The sequence below is a fragment of the Nocardioides marinisabuli genome, from assembly GCF_013466785.1.
Taxonomy (GTDB): Bacteria; Actinomycetota; Actinomycetes; order Propionibacteriales; family Nocardioidaceae; genus Nocardioides; species Nocardioides marinisabuli.
In genome coordinates this window covers 1,447,152-1,461,954 of record NZ_CP059163.1, presented here as the reverse complement: position 1 = coordinate 1,461,954, position 14,803 = coordinate 1,447,152, and the positions used below count along the sequence as shown (strand labels likewise).

12 protein-coding genes are annotated in these 14,803 nt (G+C 75.9%); 6 read left to right on the top strand and 6 right to left on the bottom strand.

The annotated features are described in order from the left end of the window. Window positions 1-40 precede the first annotated feature (40 nt). The gene (locus H0S66_RS07080; RefSeq protein ID WP_179614766.1) at window positions 41-556 is read right to left on the bottom strand and encodes an NfeD family protein; all 516 of its coding nucleotides are present in this window, start codon (window positions 554-556) and stop codon (window positions 41-43) included. Between the two features lie 131 nt (window positions 557-687). Between H0S66_RS07080 and H0S66_RS07075 the strand changes: the two genes are divergently transcribed. Continuing rightward, on the top strand, window positions 688-1,722 hold the full coding sequence (locus H0S66_RS07075) for a DUF2332 domain-containing protein (RefSeq protein ID WP_179614765.1): 1,035 nt from the start codon (window positions 688-690) through the stop codon (window positions 1,720-1,722). A gap of 15 nt (window positions 1,723-1,737) precedes the next feature. Here the strand turns inward: H0S66_RS07075 and H0S66_RS20045 are convergent, their stop codons facing one another. The 4 genes from H0S66_RS20045 to H0S66_RS07055 form a co-directional block, all read right to left on the bottom strand. Further along, window positions 1,738-2,736, bottom strand: coding sequence for a helix-turn-helix transcriptional regulator (locus tag H0S66_RS20045; RefSeq protein WP_179614764.1), 999 nt, complete (start codon window positions 2,734-2,736; stop codon window positions 1,738-1,740). A 699-nt stretch (window positions 2,737-3,435) separates the two neighbouring features. Beyond that, window positions 3,436-4,446 carry a sigma-70 family RNA polymerase sigma factor gene (locus H0S66_RS07065; protein ID WP_179614762.1) on the bottom strand — a complete coding sequence of 337 codons (1,011 nt, stop codon included), beginning with the start codon at window positions 4,444-4,446 and terminating at the stop codon, window positions 3,436-3,438. Window positions 4,447-4,517: 71 nt separating this feature from the next. Beyond that, complete coding sequence (locus H0S66_RS07060; RefSeq protein ID WP_258017137.1) at window positions 4,518-5,657, bottom strand: glycerol-3-phosphate dehydrogenase/oxidase; 1,140 nt, start codon at window positions 5,655-5,657, stop codon at window positions 4,518-4,520. Between the two features lie 429 nt (window positions 5,658-6,086). After that, a complete protein-coding gene (locus H0S66_RS07055; protein ID WP_179614760.1) occupies window positions 6,087-6,686 on the bottom strand; it encodes a TetR/AcrR family transcriptional regulator in 600 nt (199 codons plus the stop codon). Window positions 6,687-6,703: 17 nt separating this feature from the next. On the opposite strand from H0S66_RS07055, the gene H0S66_RS07050 reads away from it, so the two are divergent. Both H0S66_RS07050 and H0S66_RS07045 read left to right on the top strand, forming a co-directional pair. Next, window positions 6,704-8,317, top strand: coding sequence for an FAD-binding oxidoreductase (locus H0S66_RS07050; RefSeq protein ID WP_258017136.1), 1,614 nt, complete (start codon window positions 6,704-6,706; stop codon window positions 8,315-8,317). Further along, window positions 8,314-9,228, top strand: a complete 915-nt coding sequence (locus H0S66_RS07045) for a diacylglycerol/lipid kinase family protein (RefSeq protein ID WP_179614759.1) — start codon at window positions 8,314-8,316, stop codon at window positions 9,226-9,228. The genes H0S66_RS07050 and H0S66_RS07045 overlap by 4 nt, the downstream gene beginning before the upstream one ends. A gap of 16 nt (window positions 9,229-9,244) precedes the next feature. Here the strand turns inward: H0S66_RS07045 and H0S66_RS07040 are convergent, their stop codons facing one another. Next, window positions 9,245-9,889 (bottom strand): hypothetical protein, encoded by a 645-nt coding sequence (locus H0S66_RS07040; protein ID WP_179614758.1) that lies wholly within the window; start codon window positions 9,887-9,889, stop codon window positions 9,245-9,247. 66 nt (window positions 9,890-9,955) lie between these two features. Between H0S66_RS07040 and H0S66_RS07035 the strand changes: the two genes are divergently transcribed. From H0S66_RS07035 to H0S66_RS07025, 3 genes are all read left to right on the top strand, one after another. Further along, window positions 9,956-10,231 (top strand): hypothetical protein, encoded by a 276-nt coding sequence (locus H0S66_RS07035; protein ID WP_179614757.1) that lies wholly within the window; start codon window positions 9,956-9,958, stop codon window positions 10,229-10,231. Window positions 10,232-10,524: 293 nt separating this feature from the next. Next, window positions 10,525-13,350 carry a S8 family serine peptidase gene (locus tag H0S66_RS07030; protein ID WP_179614756.1) on the top strand — a complete coding sequence of 942 codons (2,826 nt, stop codon included), beginning with the start codon at window positions 10,525-10,527 and terminating at the stop codon, window positions 13,348-13,350. A 192-nt stretch (window positions 13,351-13,542) separates the two neighbouring features. Further along, complete coding sequence (locus H0S66_RS07025; RefSeq protein ID WP_179614755.1) at window positions 13,543-14,781, top strand: PKD domain-containing protein; 1,239 nt, start codon at window positions 13,543-13,545, stop codon at window positions 14,779-14,781. Window positions 14,782-14,803: the final 22 nt, after the last annotated feature.

Below are 14,803 nucleotides of genomic sequence, written 5' to 3'. Positions count from 1 at the left end.
GGAGCGGGACGGGGTGGTGCCGGGGGTGGGTCGCAGGGGATCAGCCGAGCTCGCGCCAGGTGGGCGCGACCGTGACGGCCGTGGGGGAGACGGAGCCGGTGACGTGGACCCGGGTGCCGGGCTCGACGGGGATCGGGTGGTCGGTGTCGAGCCGCGCGTTGAGGCGCATCTCGTGCCCGCCGATGAGCACCTTGACCGTGCCGTAGCCGTCGGCCGGGATCGCGGTGACGACCACCGCCTCGCGGCCCACGGTGTCGTCGGTGCGCGGCGAGGCGCCGGAGGTGTCGGTGCGCAGCAGCCGGGTCAACCAGGCGGCGAACCAGCCGAAGCCGACGCCGGCCACGACGCCGGCCGGCAGCGAGACCGCCAGTGGCGCACCGAGGCCCTGGGCCAGCGCACCGCCGAAGCCGAGCGCCGAGACGAACGCCCCGATCACCGCGCTGGAGAAGGTGTCGCCGGCCAGCGCGTCGAGCGCGCCGTCGAGCAGGTCGCCGAGGACCAGCGAGACCAGCAGCAGCACGAGGCCCAGCCCGGCGATGAGGAGGTACGTCGTCACGGGCCCACCCTCCCTCAACCGGCCGAGTCGCGCAGCACCGGCCTTTACCCGGCGTCGGTTCGGGCCGGCTCGAGGCGAGATGTGCGCCGGGTCAGCGTGAGATATGGGCCGGGTCGGCGATAGTGGGGGGCGTGCTGGTCGAGGGTGACGTGGTGGCGGTCTACGAGGACTTCGCGGCGTACGCCGGGGCCGCCGACGACTCACCGTGCTTCACCGAGTGGGCGCTGGGCGTGGTCGGTGACGCCGAGGTGCGGGCCTGGCTCGAGACGCTGCCGGCGCCGAAGCGCCAGCCGAACCTGGTCTTCGCCGCGGCGCGGTGGCACGGCGTGGCGGCCCCGGCGCCGTACGACGCGCTGCGGGCGGCGCTGCTCGGCGACGACGGGTCGGTGCGGGCCACGATCCTCTCCCGCGCCACGCAGACCAACGAGGCCGGGCGGATGGCGACCCTGCTGCCGGCGCTGGCCGCGGTGGCCGCGCTCGGTGACGAGCCGCTGGCGCTGGTCGAGGTCGGCGCGAGCGCCGGGCTGTGCCTCTACCCCGACCGGTGGGGCCACCGCTACCGCGCTCCCGACGGTGAGGTCGTGCACGAGGTGGGGGTCGGCGAGGGCCGGCCGGTGCTGGAGTGCCGGGTCGACGGGGCCGGCGCGGCGTGCGCCCCGCTGCCCGGCCGGCTGCCCCGGGTCGCCTGGCGCGGTGGCGTCGACCTGCACCCCCTCGACGTCACCGACCACGACGCCACCGACTGGCTCGAGACGCTGGTCTGGCCCGAGCACGAGGACCGTCGCCGGGTGCTGGCTGCCGCGGTCGAGGTGGCTCGGCAGGACCCGCCGCACCTCGTCGCGGGCGACCTGGTCGAGGAGCTGCCGGCCCTGGTCGAGCGGGCCGCGGCCCACGGCCGGGTCGTGGTGCAGCACAGCGCCGTGCTCAGCTACCTGCCCGAACCGGCCCGGCGCCGGGCCGAGGAGCTGCTGCGGGGGCTGGTCGCCGAGGGGGCCTGCCACTGGCTCAGCAACGAGGGTCCCGACGTGCTGCCCGGCGTCACCGCCACCGGCCCCGCCCCGCCGCCGGGCCTGTTCGTGCTGGGCCTCGACGGCCGGGCGGTGGGCTGGACGCACGCCCACGGCCGCGCCCTGACCTGGACCGCACCGGACCCGGACCTGCCCTGAGCGCTCCTGAGCGACTCAGCCCATCAGTGCGCCGGCGAGCTCGCGCCTCGAGGTGATCTGCACCTTGCGGTAGACCCGCGACAGGTGCCACTCGACGGCCTTGACCGTCACCACCAGCGCGGTGGCGATCTCGCGGTTGCTCAGGCCCTGCACCGCCAGCTCGGCGACCCGACGCTCGGCCAGGGTGAGGGCGGCCAGCGCCTCGCTGCGCCCCTCCGCGCTCGCGCCCACGAGGTCGAGCAGCCGCCGGGCACGCTGGCGCAGCGGCCACAGCCCCTGGTCGGCGGCGTACGTCTCCGCGGCGCGCAGCAGCCGCACCACCCGGGGCGAGGAGCCCTCGCCGGAGAGCACCAGCAGCCCGGCCAGGTCGGTGTCGACCTGCGCGGAGAGCCGGGCCGCCGGGCCCCCGGCGAGCGTCTCGCGCGCCTCCTCGAGCAGCAGGCGGCCCTCGCCGGTGGTGCTGACGGTGGCCAGCGCGCGCAGCCCCTGGGCGACGGCGTACGCCGACCCGGCGGCCCGCCCGACCCGCAGGTGGGCGCGGGCCTGGCGGGCGGCCTCCTGGGGCCGGCGGGCCCGGGCCAGGGCGAGGGCCTGGCTGGCGCGCCAGGGCAGCTGCTCGGGGTCGGCGTCGGGCGCCAGCGCGCCGGCCCGGGTGAGGTGCTCGACCGAGGAGTCGAGGTCGCCGGCGGCGGCCGCGAGGTCGCCGAGGGCGTGGTGCGCCACCGCCGCGGCCGCCTGGCCGCTGGGCCCGGGCACCGTGACCAGGTCGAGCAGCGGGCCCACGAGCGTGGCGGCGGTGGTCAGGTCGCCGCGGCCCAGCAGCACCTCGACCCGGGCGGCGAGCAGCGTGGCGCGCTCGCCGGTGGCGGTGGGCGGCGCGGCGGCCAGCACGGCCAGCACGCCCGCCGCGTCGCGGACCCGGCCGGTCCGCAGCAGCACCCCGACCTGCTGGAGCCGGCCCGCGGTCGTGAGGGCGCCGCCGGCAGCGGTCGGGGGCGTCGGGGCCAGGGCCATGGCAGCAGCGTAGGAAGGTAAAGTTTTGCCCGCGGTATTTCGCGTGATCGTCGCCGGCCGGTCCAGTCAGGCCGAGCGGGGGCGGGGCCGGCGTACGACCCAGCAGCCCCAGCAGGACCGCCGGGGCGCCGGCGCGCAGCGGGGTCGCGACGGCCGGTGCGAAGTGGCCGCTGCCGCGACCGGCGGCGACCGTGCACCTGGCCACCGGCAGCAGCGCGGCCGCGAGGGCCTCGGTCAGCACCGTCGGGCATCCGGGGTCGTCGAGGCTGCGGGCGACGTCCCAGCCGTGCACCGCGACCTCCAGGGCCGCGGTGGAGACGAGCAGGTCGGCCGGCAGGCCGGCCCCCTCGAGATTGGCCCCGTCGAGGGTGGCCCCGTCGAGGGCGACCCCGTCGAGGTCCTGCTCGGCGGCCAGGGACCACGCGCCGAGCAGGGTGCAGGCCCGGGCCCGCACCGACGCGACGGGCGCACCGCCGGGCGCCGCGGCGGGCGCGGGGAGCGGTGCCAGCCGGAGGTGGCCGTGGCTGGCCTCGAGGTAGGCCGCCAGGGACTCGTCCATGTGCCGCACCAGCGCGGCGAGGTCCCAGCCCGCGCAGGGGGTGGCCCGGCGCAGGTCGCGCGCACCGACCCGGCCGAGCACCTCGCGGGTGCCCGTCAGCGACGCCTCCAGCAGCCCGACCGCCCGGTCGAGCTGCGCGCTCACGGCGTCGGGCCCGTGGGCACGTGGTCGGCGGGCAGGCTCGCGGGCAGGCCGAAGACCTCGAAGAGGCGGGGGTCGAAGAACGCGGCGACCTGCCGGATCCCGGGGGCCTCCGGCGGGCCGGTCATCTCCAGCACCTGCAGCTGGAAGGGGGTGAACTCGCCGCCGGGCCCGCGCATGTACAGGCCGAACGCCGGTTGGCCGTTGGCCGACGTCTCGATCATCGGCATGTCGCGGCTGCCGCCGGGGCACTCGTTGCCGATGAGCCAGGCGATGTTGGCGCGACCGCGGAACCAGCTGGTGAACGGGGGCATCTCCCACACCGCCTCGGCGGTGAGCATCGAGACGATCTGGTCGACGTCCTTGCGCCAGAACGCGTCGACGTACCGCTCGAGGAGGTGCTGCTGCGCGGGGCTGAGGTCGGGCTCGACGGTGTCCTGGGTGAGGGCGCGCGCGCTCATCTGCGCGTGCGCGCGCTGGAGGGCGGAGTTGACCGCGGCCGGGGTGGTCTCGAGCGCCTCGGCGACCTCGGCCGCGCTCCAGCGCAGCACGTCGCGCATGATCAGCACCGCCCGCTGCCGCGCCGGCAGGTGCTGGAGGGCCGCGACGAAGGCCAGCCGGATGGAGTCGCGCTGCTCGACGAGCACCGCCGCGTCGGGCACCGGCTCGAGCCAGGCGACCTCGTGGTCCTGCTCGAGCGCGTCACCGGCCGGCTGGTCGTCGGTGCCCAGCCCGGTGGGCAGGGGTCGCCGGGGCCGGCCCTCGAGGTTGGTCAGGCACACGTTGGTGGCGATGCGGTAGAGCCAGGTCCGCACCGACGAGCGGCCCTCGAAGCCGGCCGAGGCCTTCCAGGCCCGAAGGAACGTCTCCTGCACCAGGTCCTCGGCCTCGTGCACCGAGCCGCTCATCCGGTAGCAGTGCGCCAGCAGCTCGCGCGAGTAGCGCTCGGTGAGGGCGGGGAAGTCGCTGAGCTCGGCCGGGCTCGCGCCGACGCGGGGTGTCGAGGTCATGCGCGGGGTCTCCGTCGCGGGTGCGGTCATCGGTGTGCTCCTCACAGTGTGCCGTCACCGCTCCGACCCGGCTAGCGTCCCGGACTCATCGCCGCCAGCGCGAGGGCACGCTCGGCGGCCGGTTCGGCCAGCGCCCGGTCGGCGCCCACCAGCCCCACCCGGGTACGCCGCTCGAGGAGGTCGTCGACGTCGTGGGCGCCCTCGTGGGTCACCGCGAAGACGAGCTCGGCCAGGGTCACCGGGACCGTCGGGGCCGCCGGGGCCAGCAGCTCGTCGTCGCCCAGGCCCGTGACCTCGCGGGCCGTGCCGAGCACCAGCGCGGCGTCGGTGCCGAAGCGGCGCACCAGCCGCGCGGGCTCCTCGAGCGCGTCGAGGACGGGCCGCGGTGCGGCGCCGAGCAGCGGCAGCGCGGCCGTGCCGCAGGGGCCGGCGTCGAGCCCGGCGCCGGCGACGGCGGTGTCGACGGCGTCCTGGGCCATCCGGCGGTAGGTGGTGAGCTTCCCGCCGACGACGGTGACCATGCCGGTGCGGCCGGTCAGCACCGCGTGGCGCCGGGACAGGTCGGCGGTCTGGCCGGCCGCGTCGGGGCCCGCGACGTCGAGCAGCGGACGCAGCCCGGCGTACGCACCCACGACGTCGGCGCGGTGCAGCGGCTCGGCGAAGGTCGCGGCGACCACGTCGAGCAGGAAGCCGATCTCGGGCTCGGTCGGCTGCGGCACGTCGGGCACGGGGCCGGGGGCCGGCTCGTCGGTGAGGCCGACGTAGATGGTGCCGTCGGGCTGGGGGAGCACCATCACGAACCGGTTGGTCGAGCCCGGCACGGGCGCGAAGACGCTGGTGCGCAGCCCCGGCAGCCGGTCGCCGCGCAGCACCAGGTGGGTGCCGCGGCTGGGGCGCAGCGTCACCTCCTCGGCCAGGTCGCCGGCCCACACGCCCGTGGCGTTGACGACCGAGCGGGCGCGCACGGTGCGGGTGGCGCCGGTGAGCTCGTCGCGCAGCGCCACCGACGTGCCGCTGGCGTGCAGCACCCTGGCGCGCGTGCGCACGTGGGCGCCGTACGACGCCGCGGTGCGCGCGATGGTGGTGACCAGGCGGGCGTCGTCCTCGAGCTGGCCGTCCCAGCCCAGCAGCCCGCCGCGCAGGCCGGCGGGGCGCAGGCCGGGCGCCATCGCGAGGGCCTCGGTGCGGGAGAGGCGTCGCGGGGTGGGCATGGGGGAGGGTCTCGGCGCTGGTGCGGGCCCCGCGGCGCAGCAGGTCGCCGGCGGCCAGTCCGCTGCGCGAGAGCACCCGCTGCAGCGCGGGCGTGCTGGTGGTGAGCGGGATCAGCATCGGCATCGCGCGGACCAGGTGGGGTGCGGTGGTCTCCATCAGGGTGCCGCGCTCGACCGCGCTCTCGTGGGCCACGCCGACCTGGCCCTGAGCGAGGTAGCGCAGCCCGCCGTGCACCATCTTCGAGCTCCACCGCGAGGTGCCGAAGGCGAGGTCGTGGGCGTCGACGGCGAGCACGCTCAGGCCGCGGGTCACGGCGTCGAGGGCGACGCCGGCGCCGGTGACGCCGAGCCCGACCACGACGAGGTCGACCTGCTCGGGGGCGTCGGCCAGGCCCGCCCGGATGCGCGTCGGGCTGCCGGTGGGCGCGCTCACGGGCGCAGCGCCCGGGTCAGCAGGTGGCGCAGCTCGGCGTCGAGGTCGTCGGCGCCGACCTGGTCGTCGACCATCGTGTGCGCCGAGAGCACGAAGCCGTGGGCGGCCAGCACCAGGCTGCGGGCGATGGCCAGCGGCGGCCCGGGCCGCACCACCCCCTCGGCCTGAGCGCGGGCGACCGCGTCGGCGAGCAGGGTCACGATCAGCTCCTGGGAGCGACCGCGGCGGTGCAGCAGGTAGGGCAGCACCAGGTCGGGGTCGAGCTCGACGATGCGCACGAACAGCTCGTTGCGGCGCAGCGCGCCGATGGTGCGCACCACCTCGTCGACGATCCGCTCGACGGGGTCGCGGTCGCCGGTGTCCTCCGCGGTCGTCGAGGCGACCAGGCCCGACCACTCGCGGGTCATCAGGTCGCCGAGCAGCGTCGGCATGTCGGCCCAGGAGCGGTAGATCGTCATCCGCGACACGCCGGCCCGGCGCGCGACCTCGGTGAGCGTCGTACGCCGCCAGCCGACGTCGAGGATGCACTCGCGGGCCGCGTCGAGGTAGGCGTCGCGGGGGTCTCCCGGCGCATCGTTGTGACACAGTGACGTCATGTGTCACACTGTAACACGTGACCCACGACACCAGCTCTCCCACGACCCTCGACGCGCACCCCCGTGAGATGCACCCGCAGCGCTGGGGCGACCCGGCCGCCGCGACCCCGCTGCCCGAGGCGGCGCGCGGCCTCGTCGAGCTCGCCTTCGGCCTGGCCGACACCCCCGCGACCGCGAACGTCACGCTGGCCCCGGTGGGCGTCACCGACGAGGTGCTCGCCGGACTGCGCGCGATCGCCGGCCCCGACCACGTGCACACCGACGACGAGTCCCGCCGGCTGCGCACCCGCGGCAAGTCGACCCCCGACCTGCTGCGCGCCCGCGCCGGCGACCTCGGCGACGCCCCCGACGTGGTGGTGCGCCCCGCCGACCACGACGAGGTGGCCGCGGTGCTGGCCCTGGCCGTCGAGCACCACCTGGCCGTCGTGCCCTTCGGTGGCGGCACCTGCGTGACCGGCGGCCTCGCCGCGCGCCGCGACGGGTACGCCGGGCTGGTCTCGCTCGACCTGGTCCGCCTCGACGCGCTCCTCGAGGTCGACGAGGTCTCGATGACCGCCACCCTCGAGCCCGGCCTGCGCGGGCCCGAGGCCGAGGCGCTGCTGGCCGAGCACGGCCTGTGCCTGGGCCACTACCCACAGTCCTTCCAGCACGCCTCGATCGGCGGTTTCGCCGCCACCCGCTCCTCGGGCCAGTCCAGCGCCGGCTACGGCCGCTTCGACCAGATGGTCGTCGGGCTGCGGGTGGCCACGCCGCGCGGCGAGTGGCGCCTCGGCTCGTCGCCGGCCAACGCCGCCGGCCCCGACCTGCGCCAGCTGGTGCTGGGCTCCGAGGGCGCCTTCGGCGTCATCACCGCGGTCACCGTCCGGGTCCGCCGGCTGCCCGAGGTCAAGGTCTACGAGGGCTGGCGCTGGGATTCCTTCGTCGAGGGCGCCACCGCGATGCGCACGCTCGTCCAGTCGGGTCTGCTCCCGACCGTGCTGCGGCTCTCCGACGAGGCCGAGACCGGGCTCAACCTGGCCCGCCCCGACGCGATCGGCGAGCAGGCCACCGGCTGCCTGATGATCGTGGGCCACGAGGGCACCCCCGGCCAGGTCGAGGCGCGCCGCGCCGCGGTCACCGAGGTGCTCGCCGGCCTCGGCGGCACCCCGCTGGGCGAGGAGCCGGGCGCCTCGTGGGCCCACGGCCGCTTCAACGCGCCGTACCTGCGCGACTCGATGCTCGACGTCGGCGTGCTCGTCGAGACCCTCGAGACCGCGACCTTCTGGTCGAAGGTCGACGCGCTGTACGCCGACGTGCGCGCCGCGCTCGAGCGCGAGCTGGGCGCCGACGGCGGCTCGGCGATCGTGCTGTGCCACCTCTCCCACGTCTACGAGACCGGTTGCTCGCTCTACTTCACCGTCGCCACCGCCGCGGGCGAGCAGCCGCTGGAGCGCTGGGGGCGCGCCAAGGCCGCGGCCAACGACGCGATCACCGCCAACGGCGCCACCATCAGCCACCACCACGCCGTCGGCACCGACCACCGGCCGTGGCTGAGCGCCGAGATCGGCGACCTGGGCGCCTCGGTCCTGCGGGCGGTCAAGGCCGACCTCGACCCCACCGGCATCCTCAACCCGGGGGTGCTGGTCCCGTGAGCGACGTCCGCTCCTTCACGTTCCTGGTCAACCCCGCCTCCGGCGGCGGTGCGGCCCCGGAGGCGGTGGTGCCGGTCGCGCGGGTGCTGCGCGAGGCCGGGGCGTCGGTCGACGTCACCTACTCGCCCGGGCCGCGCGCCACCGACACCCTGGTGCAGGCCGCGGTCGAGCGCGGCGACGTCGTGGTCTCGGTCGGCGGCGACGGGATGCTCTCCCACCTGGCCGGCGCGGTCTCCCGGGGCGGCGGCACCCTGGGCGTGCTCCCCGCGGGCCGCGGCAACGACTTCGCGCGGATGCTGGGGCTGCCCTCCGAGCCCGAGGCGATCGCCGAGCACCTGCTGCGGGCGCCCGTGCGGGAGGTCGACCTCCTGGCCTGGACCCCGCCCGGCGCGTCGAGCCGGCTGGTGGCGGGGTCGGTCTACTCGGGCATCGACGCCCGGGCCGCCGCGATGGTCGACCGGATGCGCTGGACGCCGCAGAAGCTGCAATACCCGCTCGCCGCGGTGCGCGCCATCGCCACCTACCAGCCCGGTCGCTTCCGGGTCGCCGTCGACGGCCGGGTCGGCGAGTACGCCGCGGCGCTGGTCGTGGTGGCCGGCTCGGCCTACTACGGCAAGGGCATGAAGGTGGCCCCCGGTGCCGTGGTCGACGACGGCCTGCTCGACGTCGTCGTGGTGGAGGCCGCCTCGCGCACCGCCCTGGTGCGCTCGTTCCCGAAGATCTACGACGGCTCTCACGTCGACCTGCCCCAGGTCACGGTGCTGCGCGGCGCCCGCGTCGAGCTCAACGCCGACGGCCGCACGCCGCTGCCCGTCGGCGGGGACGGCGAGCCGCTGGGCGTGCTGCCCGGCCTGGCCGCCGAGCCGGCCGTCGTGGAGGTGCGACCCGGCGCGCTGCGGGTCATCGGCTGACCCGGCCGGCCGACGGTCAGCCGGTGCCGGCGACGGTGCGGGCCAGCCGCTGCGCCGCGCGGCGTACGACGTCGACGTCGGCGGGGTCGGGGCTCGCGGCGGCCTGCTCGGGCACCAGCCCGGCGGCCAGGGCGGCCGGGCGGGTCAGCCAGGCCCACGCCTTCCAGCCGTCCATGCCGGCGGCGAGCAGCGGCTCGAGGAGGTCGACCAGCTCGGGGCGCACCTCCCCGGTGGCGTCGAGCTGGAAGTCGGGCACCATCAGCCCGGCCGGGCCGGTCACCGCGAGCAGCCGGTGCTGCCCGGCCGCCTTGTGCACCGCGAAGCGGGTGCGCTCCACCGAGGCGCCGCGCAGCCGGGCGAGGCTCTCGTAGCTGTGCCACGCGCTGGTGAGCAGCTCGTCGTGCACCCGCGCCTGGCGGGCGATCTGCAGCAGCGGCACCGGCACGGCGTGGGCCGGGTCGCTGCCCTCCTGGTGCAGCACCGCGTCGAGCTCGGCCACCTGGTCGTCGCTCAGCTCGGCACCGGTGCCGGGGTCGGTCCACACGGCCCGACCCTGGTCGTCGCGCACCATCGTGGGCAGCCCGGCCTCGGCCAGGTGCTCGACCAGGCCGAGCTCCTCGAGCCAGGCAGCGAGCCGCTCGCGGGCGCCGTCGGGTTCCATGCGCCCAGCCTGCCGCAACCGCCTGCGCGGCGCCCAGCCGGGCGGCGCCTCACTAGGGTGGTGGACGTGAGCGACACCGAGCAGCCGTCCGACCGCTCGGGAACCCGCTCGGGCACCCGCCCGGCGCGGCTCGCCCGTCGCGGGGTCTGGACGATCGCGATCGCGACGGCCGTCTCGCTGGTGCTCGCGGGGGTGACCGGCGACCTCCAGGCCCCCGGCATGGTGCTGGTGGCCGGGCTGGTCTGGGGCGGCTTCCTGCTGCTCGTGGCGCTGGCGACCCACCTGGGCGGCCTCGGCGAGGAGGACCTCCGCCAGGAGCGGCGTCCCGGCGAGCGCGGCTGACGGCCGGGACGGGCGAGACGGACGGTGTGGTCCAGACCACGCCGCACCCCGGGTGACCCCTGGTCGGCGGGGTCGTTGAGCAGTCGTACCCCGGGGGGTAGCCGCTGACCTTCCCGGAGCAGACACGCTGCGACCCCGTCGACCGAGGACCGACGGGGTCGCGGCACGTCCGGGCCCCGTCATGGCCCTGTTACGTCGGTGTGAACCGCGTGACCGACCGGTCCAGGCGTCGTTGCAGAGGTGCGGGTGACCCGCCCGCGCAGCTCCCCCGGCTCCCTCCAGGAACGAGACCCATGCTCCGTCGTGCCTCCGGGCGCAGGGCGATGGGCACCGCAGCAGCCGCCACCGCGGCCTGCACCGCCCTCGTCGTCCTTCCCGCCTCCTTCGTCCTCTCCGCCGCCTCCGAGCCCGCCGCGGCCCCGGCCGCGGCCGTGGCAGCACCCACCGGCCCCGTGCTGCAACCCGCCCTGACAAAGCACCTGCGCTCCGTCGGGGCGGCCAAGCCCGTGCGGGTCATGGTGCAGGCCGGCGGCGACGTCGCGGCCGCCAAGCGGGCGCTGCGCCTGGCCGGCATGGCGCGCACCACCGCGCTGCCCGAGGTCGGCATCGCCGTCGGCGTCGGCACGCCGCGCCAGGTCCGGGCTCTCGTCGAGACCGGCGCCTCGCGCGTCGACTGGGCCGACGAGGTGGTCTCGCTCGGGAGCAACACCTCCCACGAGGCCACCCGGGCCACCCCGGTGCACGAGGGCGCGCTCGACATCGACGACGACGAGATCGGCGACCCGCTCGTCGGCACCGGCGCCTCGGTGGCGATCGTCGACTCCGGCACCGACGGCACGCACCCGATGTTCGAGGACGGCGAGGGCGACTCGCGCGTCAAGCGCAACATCAAGATGACCTGCCACGACGTCCTCGAGGGGTTCGTCCCGGTCGACGCGTGCGCGCTCGACGCGACCCTCGTCAACGACACCGACACGCCGTCCGTCGGCGGCCACGGCACCCACGTGGCCGGCATCGCAGCCGGCAGCGTGGTGACCGACTCCGCAGGCCGTGAGCTGCGCGGCGCGGCCCCCGGCTCCGACGTGGTGGCCGTGAGCACCGGCGCCACGATCACGATCCTGTCGGGCACGCTGGGCATGTACTGGGTGCTCGAGCACCACGCCAACCCCTGCGAGGGGGCGCTGACCGGCCCGTCGACCTGCGCGCCGGTCGCCGCGGTCAACAACTCCTGGGGCCCCGGCGGCGGCGACTTCGACGAGGGCTCGCCCGACGTCGTGGTCCAGCGGGCGCTCGTCGACGCCGGCGTGGCGGTCGTCTGGGCCGCCGGCAACGACGGGGGCGACGGCAGCGAGAACGTGGTCAACCCCGCGAGCCAGGACCCCACTCCCGGCGTGATCTCGGTGGCCAACTACGACGACGCCGGCACGGCGAGCCGGGACAACGCCCTCGACCCGAGCTCGAGCCGGGGCCTGTGGGGCCAGGTCGCGACGTACCCCGACCTGGCCGCGCCGGGTGCCGACATCACCTCGGCCTGCCGGGTCTACCTGCCCGTCTGCGCGACCGGCCTCGACGTGGCCGACCCCGACTACAACACCATCAGCGGCACCTCGATGGCCGCGCCCCACGTGGCCGGCTACATCGCGGTGCTGCAGCAGGCGGCCCAGGCCGAGCTCGGCCGCTGGCTGGAGCCGTCGGAGATGGAGGACCTGCTCCTCGACACCGCCCACCGCTTCGGGCAGCGCGACTGGGTGGCCGACACCCGCAACCCCGACTCGACGACCCCCACCTCCTTCGACGCCGGCCACGGCCTCGTCGACGTCACCGCGGCGGTGGCCCTGCTGACCGGTGCGCCGGCGAGCGTGGTCGACCCCGTCTCCTGCCCGGCCGACGCCCGCTTCACCGACCCCGCCGGTGACGCCTCGGGCGTCCTCGGGGTGCCGACGACGCCCGAGCTGTCGGTCGACGCGCTCGACATCCTGGAGGGATGGCTGACCACCGACGACGCCGGCGACGCCGTGACCTTCCACGTCCGGCTCGCCGACATCCCCGAGCTGCCGGTCGGCCTCCAGGGCACCGGTGAGTATTTCGACCTCAACTTCACGCTGGGCGACGCGAGCTACTACCTCGGCGCCTACCGCATCCTCGAGGACGGGCTGCTCGCCGGCGACCCCACCGCGACCGAGTCGTTCGTGCTCGGCGACTTCGGTGCCGACACCGGCGGTCGTCGGACCCTGGCCCGCGACCTGGTCGGCTCCTTCGACGTCGACGAGGACGTCCTGACCGTGACCCTGCGCTCCTCGGACCTGGTCACCGCCGGTCTCGACCCGTTGACCGAGGGCGACCGGATCAGCGGCCTGGAGTTCGTCGCGCGCCGCAGCCTGGTCCTGCTGGTCCCGGACGCCGACACCGCCAAGGGCACCTGCGCCTACACGGTGGGTGCGGCCGTCGAGCCGGAGCCCACGGCCACCGCGAGCCCGACGGCCACAGCGACGGTCACCCAGACCACGACGGCCACGGCGACCGCGACCGCCACCGAGACGGCCACCGAGACGGCGACGGCCACCGCGACCGCCACGGCCACGGAGACCACGACCGAGACCGCGACGGCCACGGCGACCGCCACGGCCACGGAGACCACCACCGAGACCGCGACGGCCACCGCCACCGCGACGCAGACGGCCACCGTGCCCGGCCCGACGGTCACCGCGACCGCGACCGAGACGGCGACCGCACCGGGGCCGACGTCGACCGCGACGGTGACCGAGACCGCCACGGCGACCGCGACGGCCACGGCGACCGCGACGAGCACCGCCACCGAGACGGTGACGACCTCCCCCGAGACCGGCAACCGGGCCCCGGTGATCGAGGACGTCGACGTGCGCAACGGCAAGGGCCGCTACCGGGCCGGGCAGCGCCTGCGCTTCCGCGTGGTCGCCACCGACGCCGACGGCGACCGGCTGCGGACCCGCTGGAGCTTCGGCGACGGCGACTCGATGCGTGGTCGCAAGGCCGGGCACCGCTACGACCGCAAGGGCCACTACCGCGTGGTGCTCACCGTCACCGACGGCACCGAGACCACGCGCATGCGCTTCTTCGTCAAGGTCGGCGAGCGCCGCTGAGGCAGAGGCCGGGACGACCCTGACGGGCCGGGTGACTAGACCACTCGGCCCGTCAGGGTCACTCGCCAGGTGAAGTCCCGTTGGTCATGGGTACGACGCCGTCCTCCCCCAACGGAAGCGAGCCCCCCGATGACGCCTTCTCCTGCTCAACGGTCCTGGAAACGGTCCGCTGCCACTGTCACCGCCACCGGCGTGGCCCTCGTGGGTCTGCCGATCCTGGCCGTGACCTCGGCCCTGACCGGTCCGGCCACCTCTGCACCGTCTCCTGACGAGTGCACCTACGACGCCCGCTTCACCGACCCCGAGGGCGACGTCAACGACCTGCTGATCGTCCCGGTCGACCCCGCCCTCGACCCCGACGGGCTCGACCTGCGCGAGGCGTGGCTCTCCAGCAGCGCGGCCGGTGACGCGGTCACCTTCCACATCAAGGTCACCGACCTCTCGGTGCTGACGGGCGGCCTGCGTGGCACCAGCGAGCTCTTCCGCTGGGGGTTCGTGCTCAAGGGCGTGCAGTACATCGTCGAGGCCGACCGACCCCTGCTGCAGCCCACGCTGCCGCTCGAGGCGCCGGGCACCTACACGCTGACCGACGGCAACGGCGCGACCCTGAAGACCGGGCTCACCGGCAGCTTCGACCCGGCCGTCGACCTGGTGACCATCACGCTCAAGGCCGCCGACATCCCGACGACCGGCACCGAGCCGGCCTTCAAGCCGGGCGACGTGCTCAGCGACTTCCAGCTCTCCTCGTGGCGCGGCCTGCTCGTCACCGAGGACGTCTCCGACCGGGCCACCAGCCCCTGCACCTACACGGTCGGCGCCGTGAAGCCGACCGAGACCGCCACCACCGTGACCGCGACGACGACCGCGACCGCCACGACCACGGCGACGGCGACGACCACCGCGACCGCGACCACGACGGCCACCGCCACGACCACCGCGACAGCCACTACGACCGCGACGGTGACCAGCCAGCCCACCGCCACCGCGACCACGACGGTGACCAGCCAGCCCACCGCCACCGCGACCACGACGGTCACCAGCCAGCCCACCGCCACCGCGACGACCACGGTGACCAGCGAGCCGACCGAGACCGCCACGACCACCGCGACGGCCACCGCCACCCAGACCGTCACGGCGCCGCCGGGCAACCGGGCCCCGGAGGTCCGCAGGATCGCCGCCAAGCCGCTCGAGGGTCAGGGCAAGGCCCGGGCGAAGTCGCCCATCCGGTTCCGGGTCAAGGCCACCGACGCCGACGGCGACCCGCTCTCCTACCGGTGGACCTTCGGCGACGGCAACAAGGCGCGCGGCAAGAAGGCCATCAACCGCTACGACTTCCGTGGCCAGTACAAGGTGGTCCTGGTCGTCAGCGACGGCGTCGAGAACGTCAGGACGCGCTTCGTGATCAAGATCGGCAAGCCCAAGAAGCGCTGACCACCCACCCGCCGAGCCGGCC

What these genes read in the sequence shown, in the direction of transcription:
- H0S66_RS20045 (WP_179614764.1), bottom strand. Translation starts at nt 2,736, where the DNA reads ATGGCCCTGGCCCCGACGCCCCCGACCGCTGCCGGCGGCGCCCTCACG.
- H0S66_RS07065 (WP_179614762.1), bottom strand. Translation starts at nt 4,446, where the DNA reads ATGACCTCGACACCCCGCGTCGGCGCGAGCCCGGCCGAGCTCAGCGAC.
- H0S66_RS07060 (WP_258017137.1), bottom strand. Translation starts at nt 5,657, where the DNA reads ATGCCCACCCCGCGACGCCTCTCCCGCACCGAGGCCCTCGCGATGGCG.
- H0S66_RS07055 (WP_179614760.1), bottom strand. Translation starts at nt 6,686, where the DNA reads ATGACGTCACTGTGTCACAACGATGCGCCGGGAGACCCCCGCGACGCC.
- H0S66_RS07040 (WP_179614758.1), bottom strand. Translation starts at nt 9,889, where the DNA reads ATGGAACCCGACGGCGCCCGCGAGCGGCTCGCTGCCTGGCTCGAGGAG.
- H0S66_RS07030 (WP_179614756.1), top strand. Translation starts at nt 10,525, where the DNA reads ATGCTCCGTCGTGCCTCCGGGCGCAGGGCGATGGGCACCGCAGCAGCC.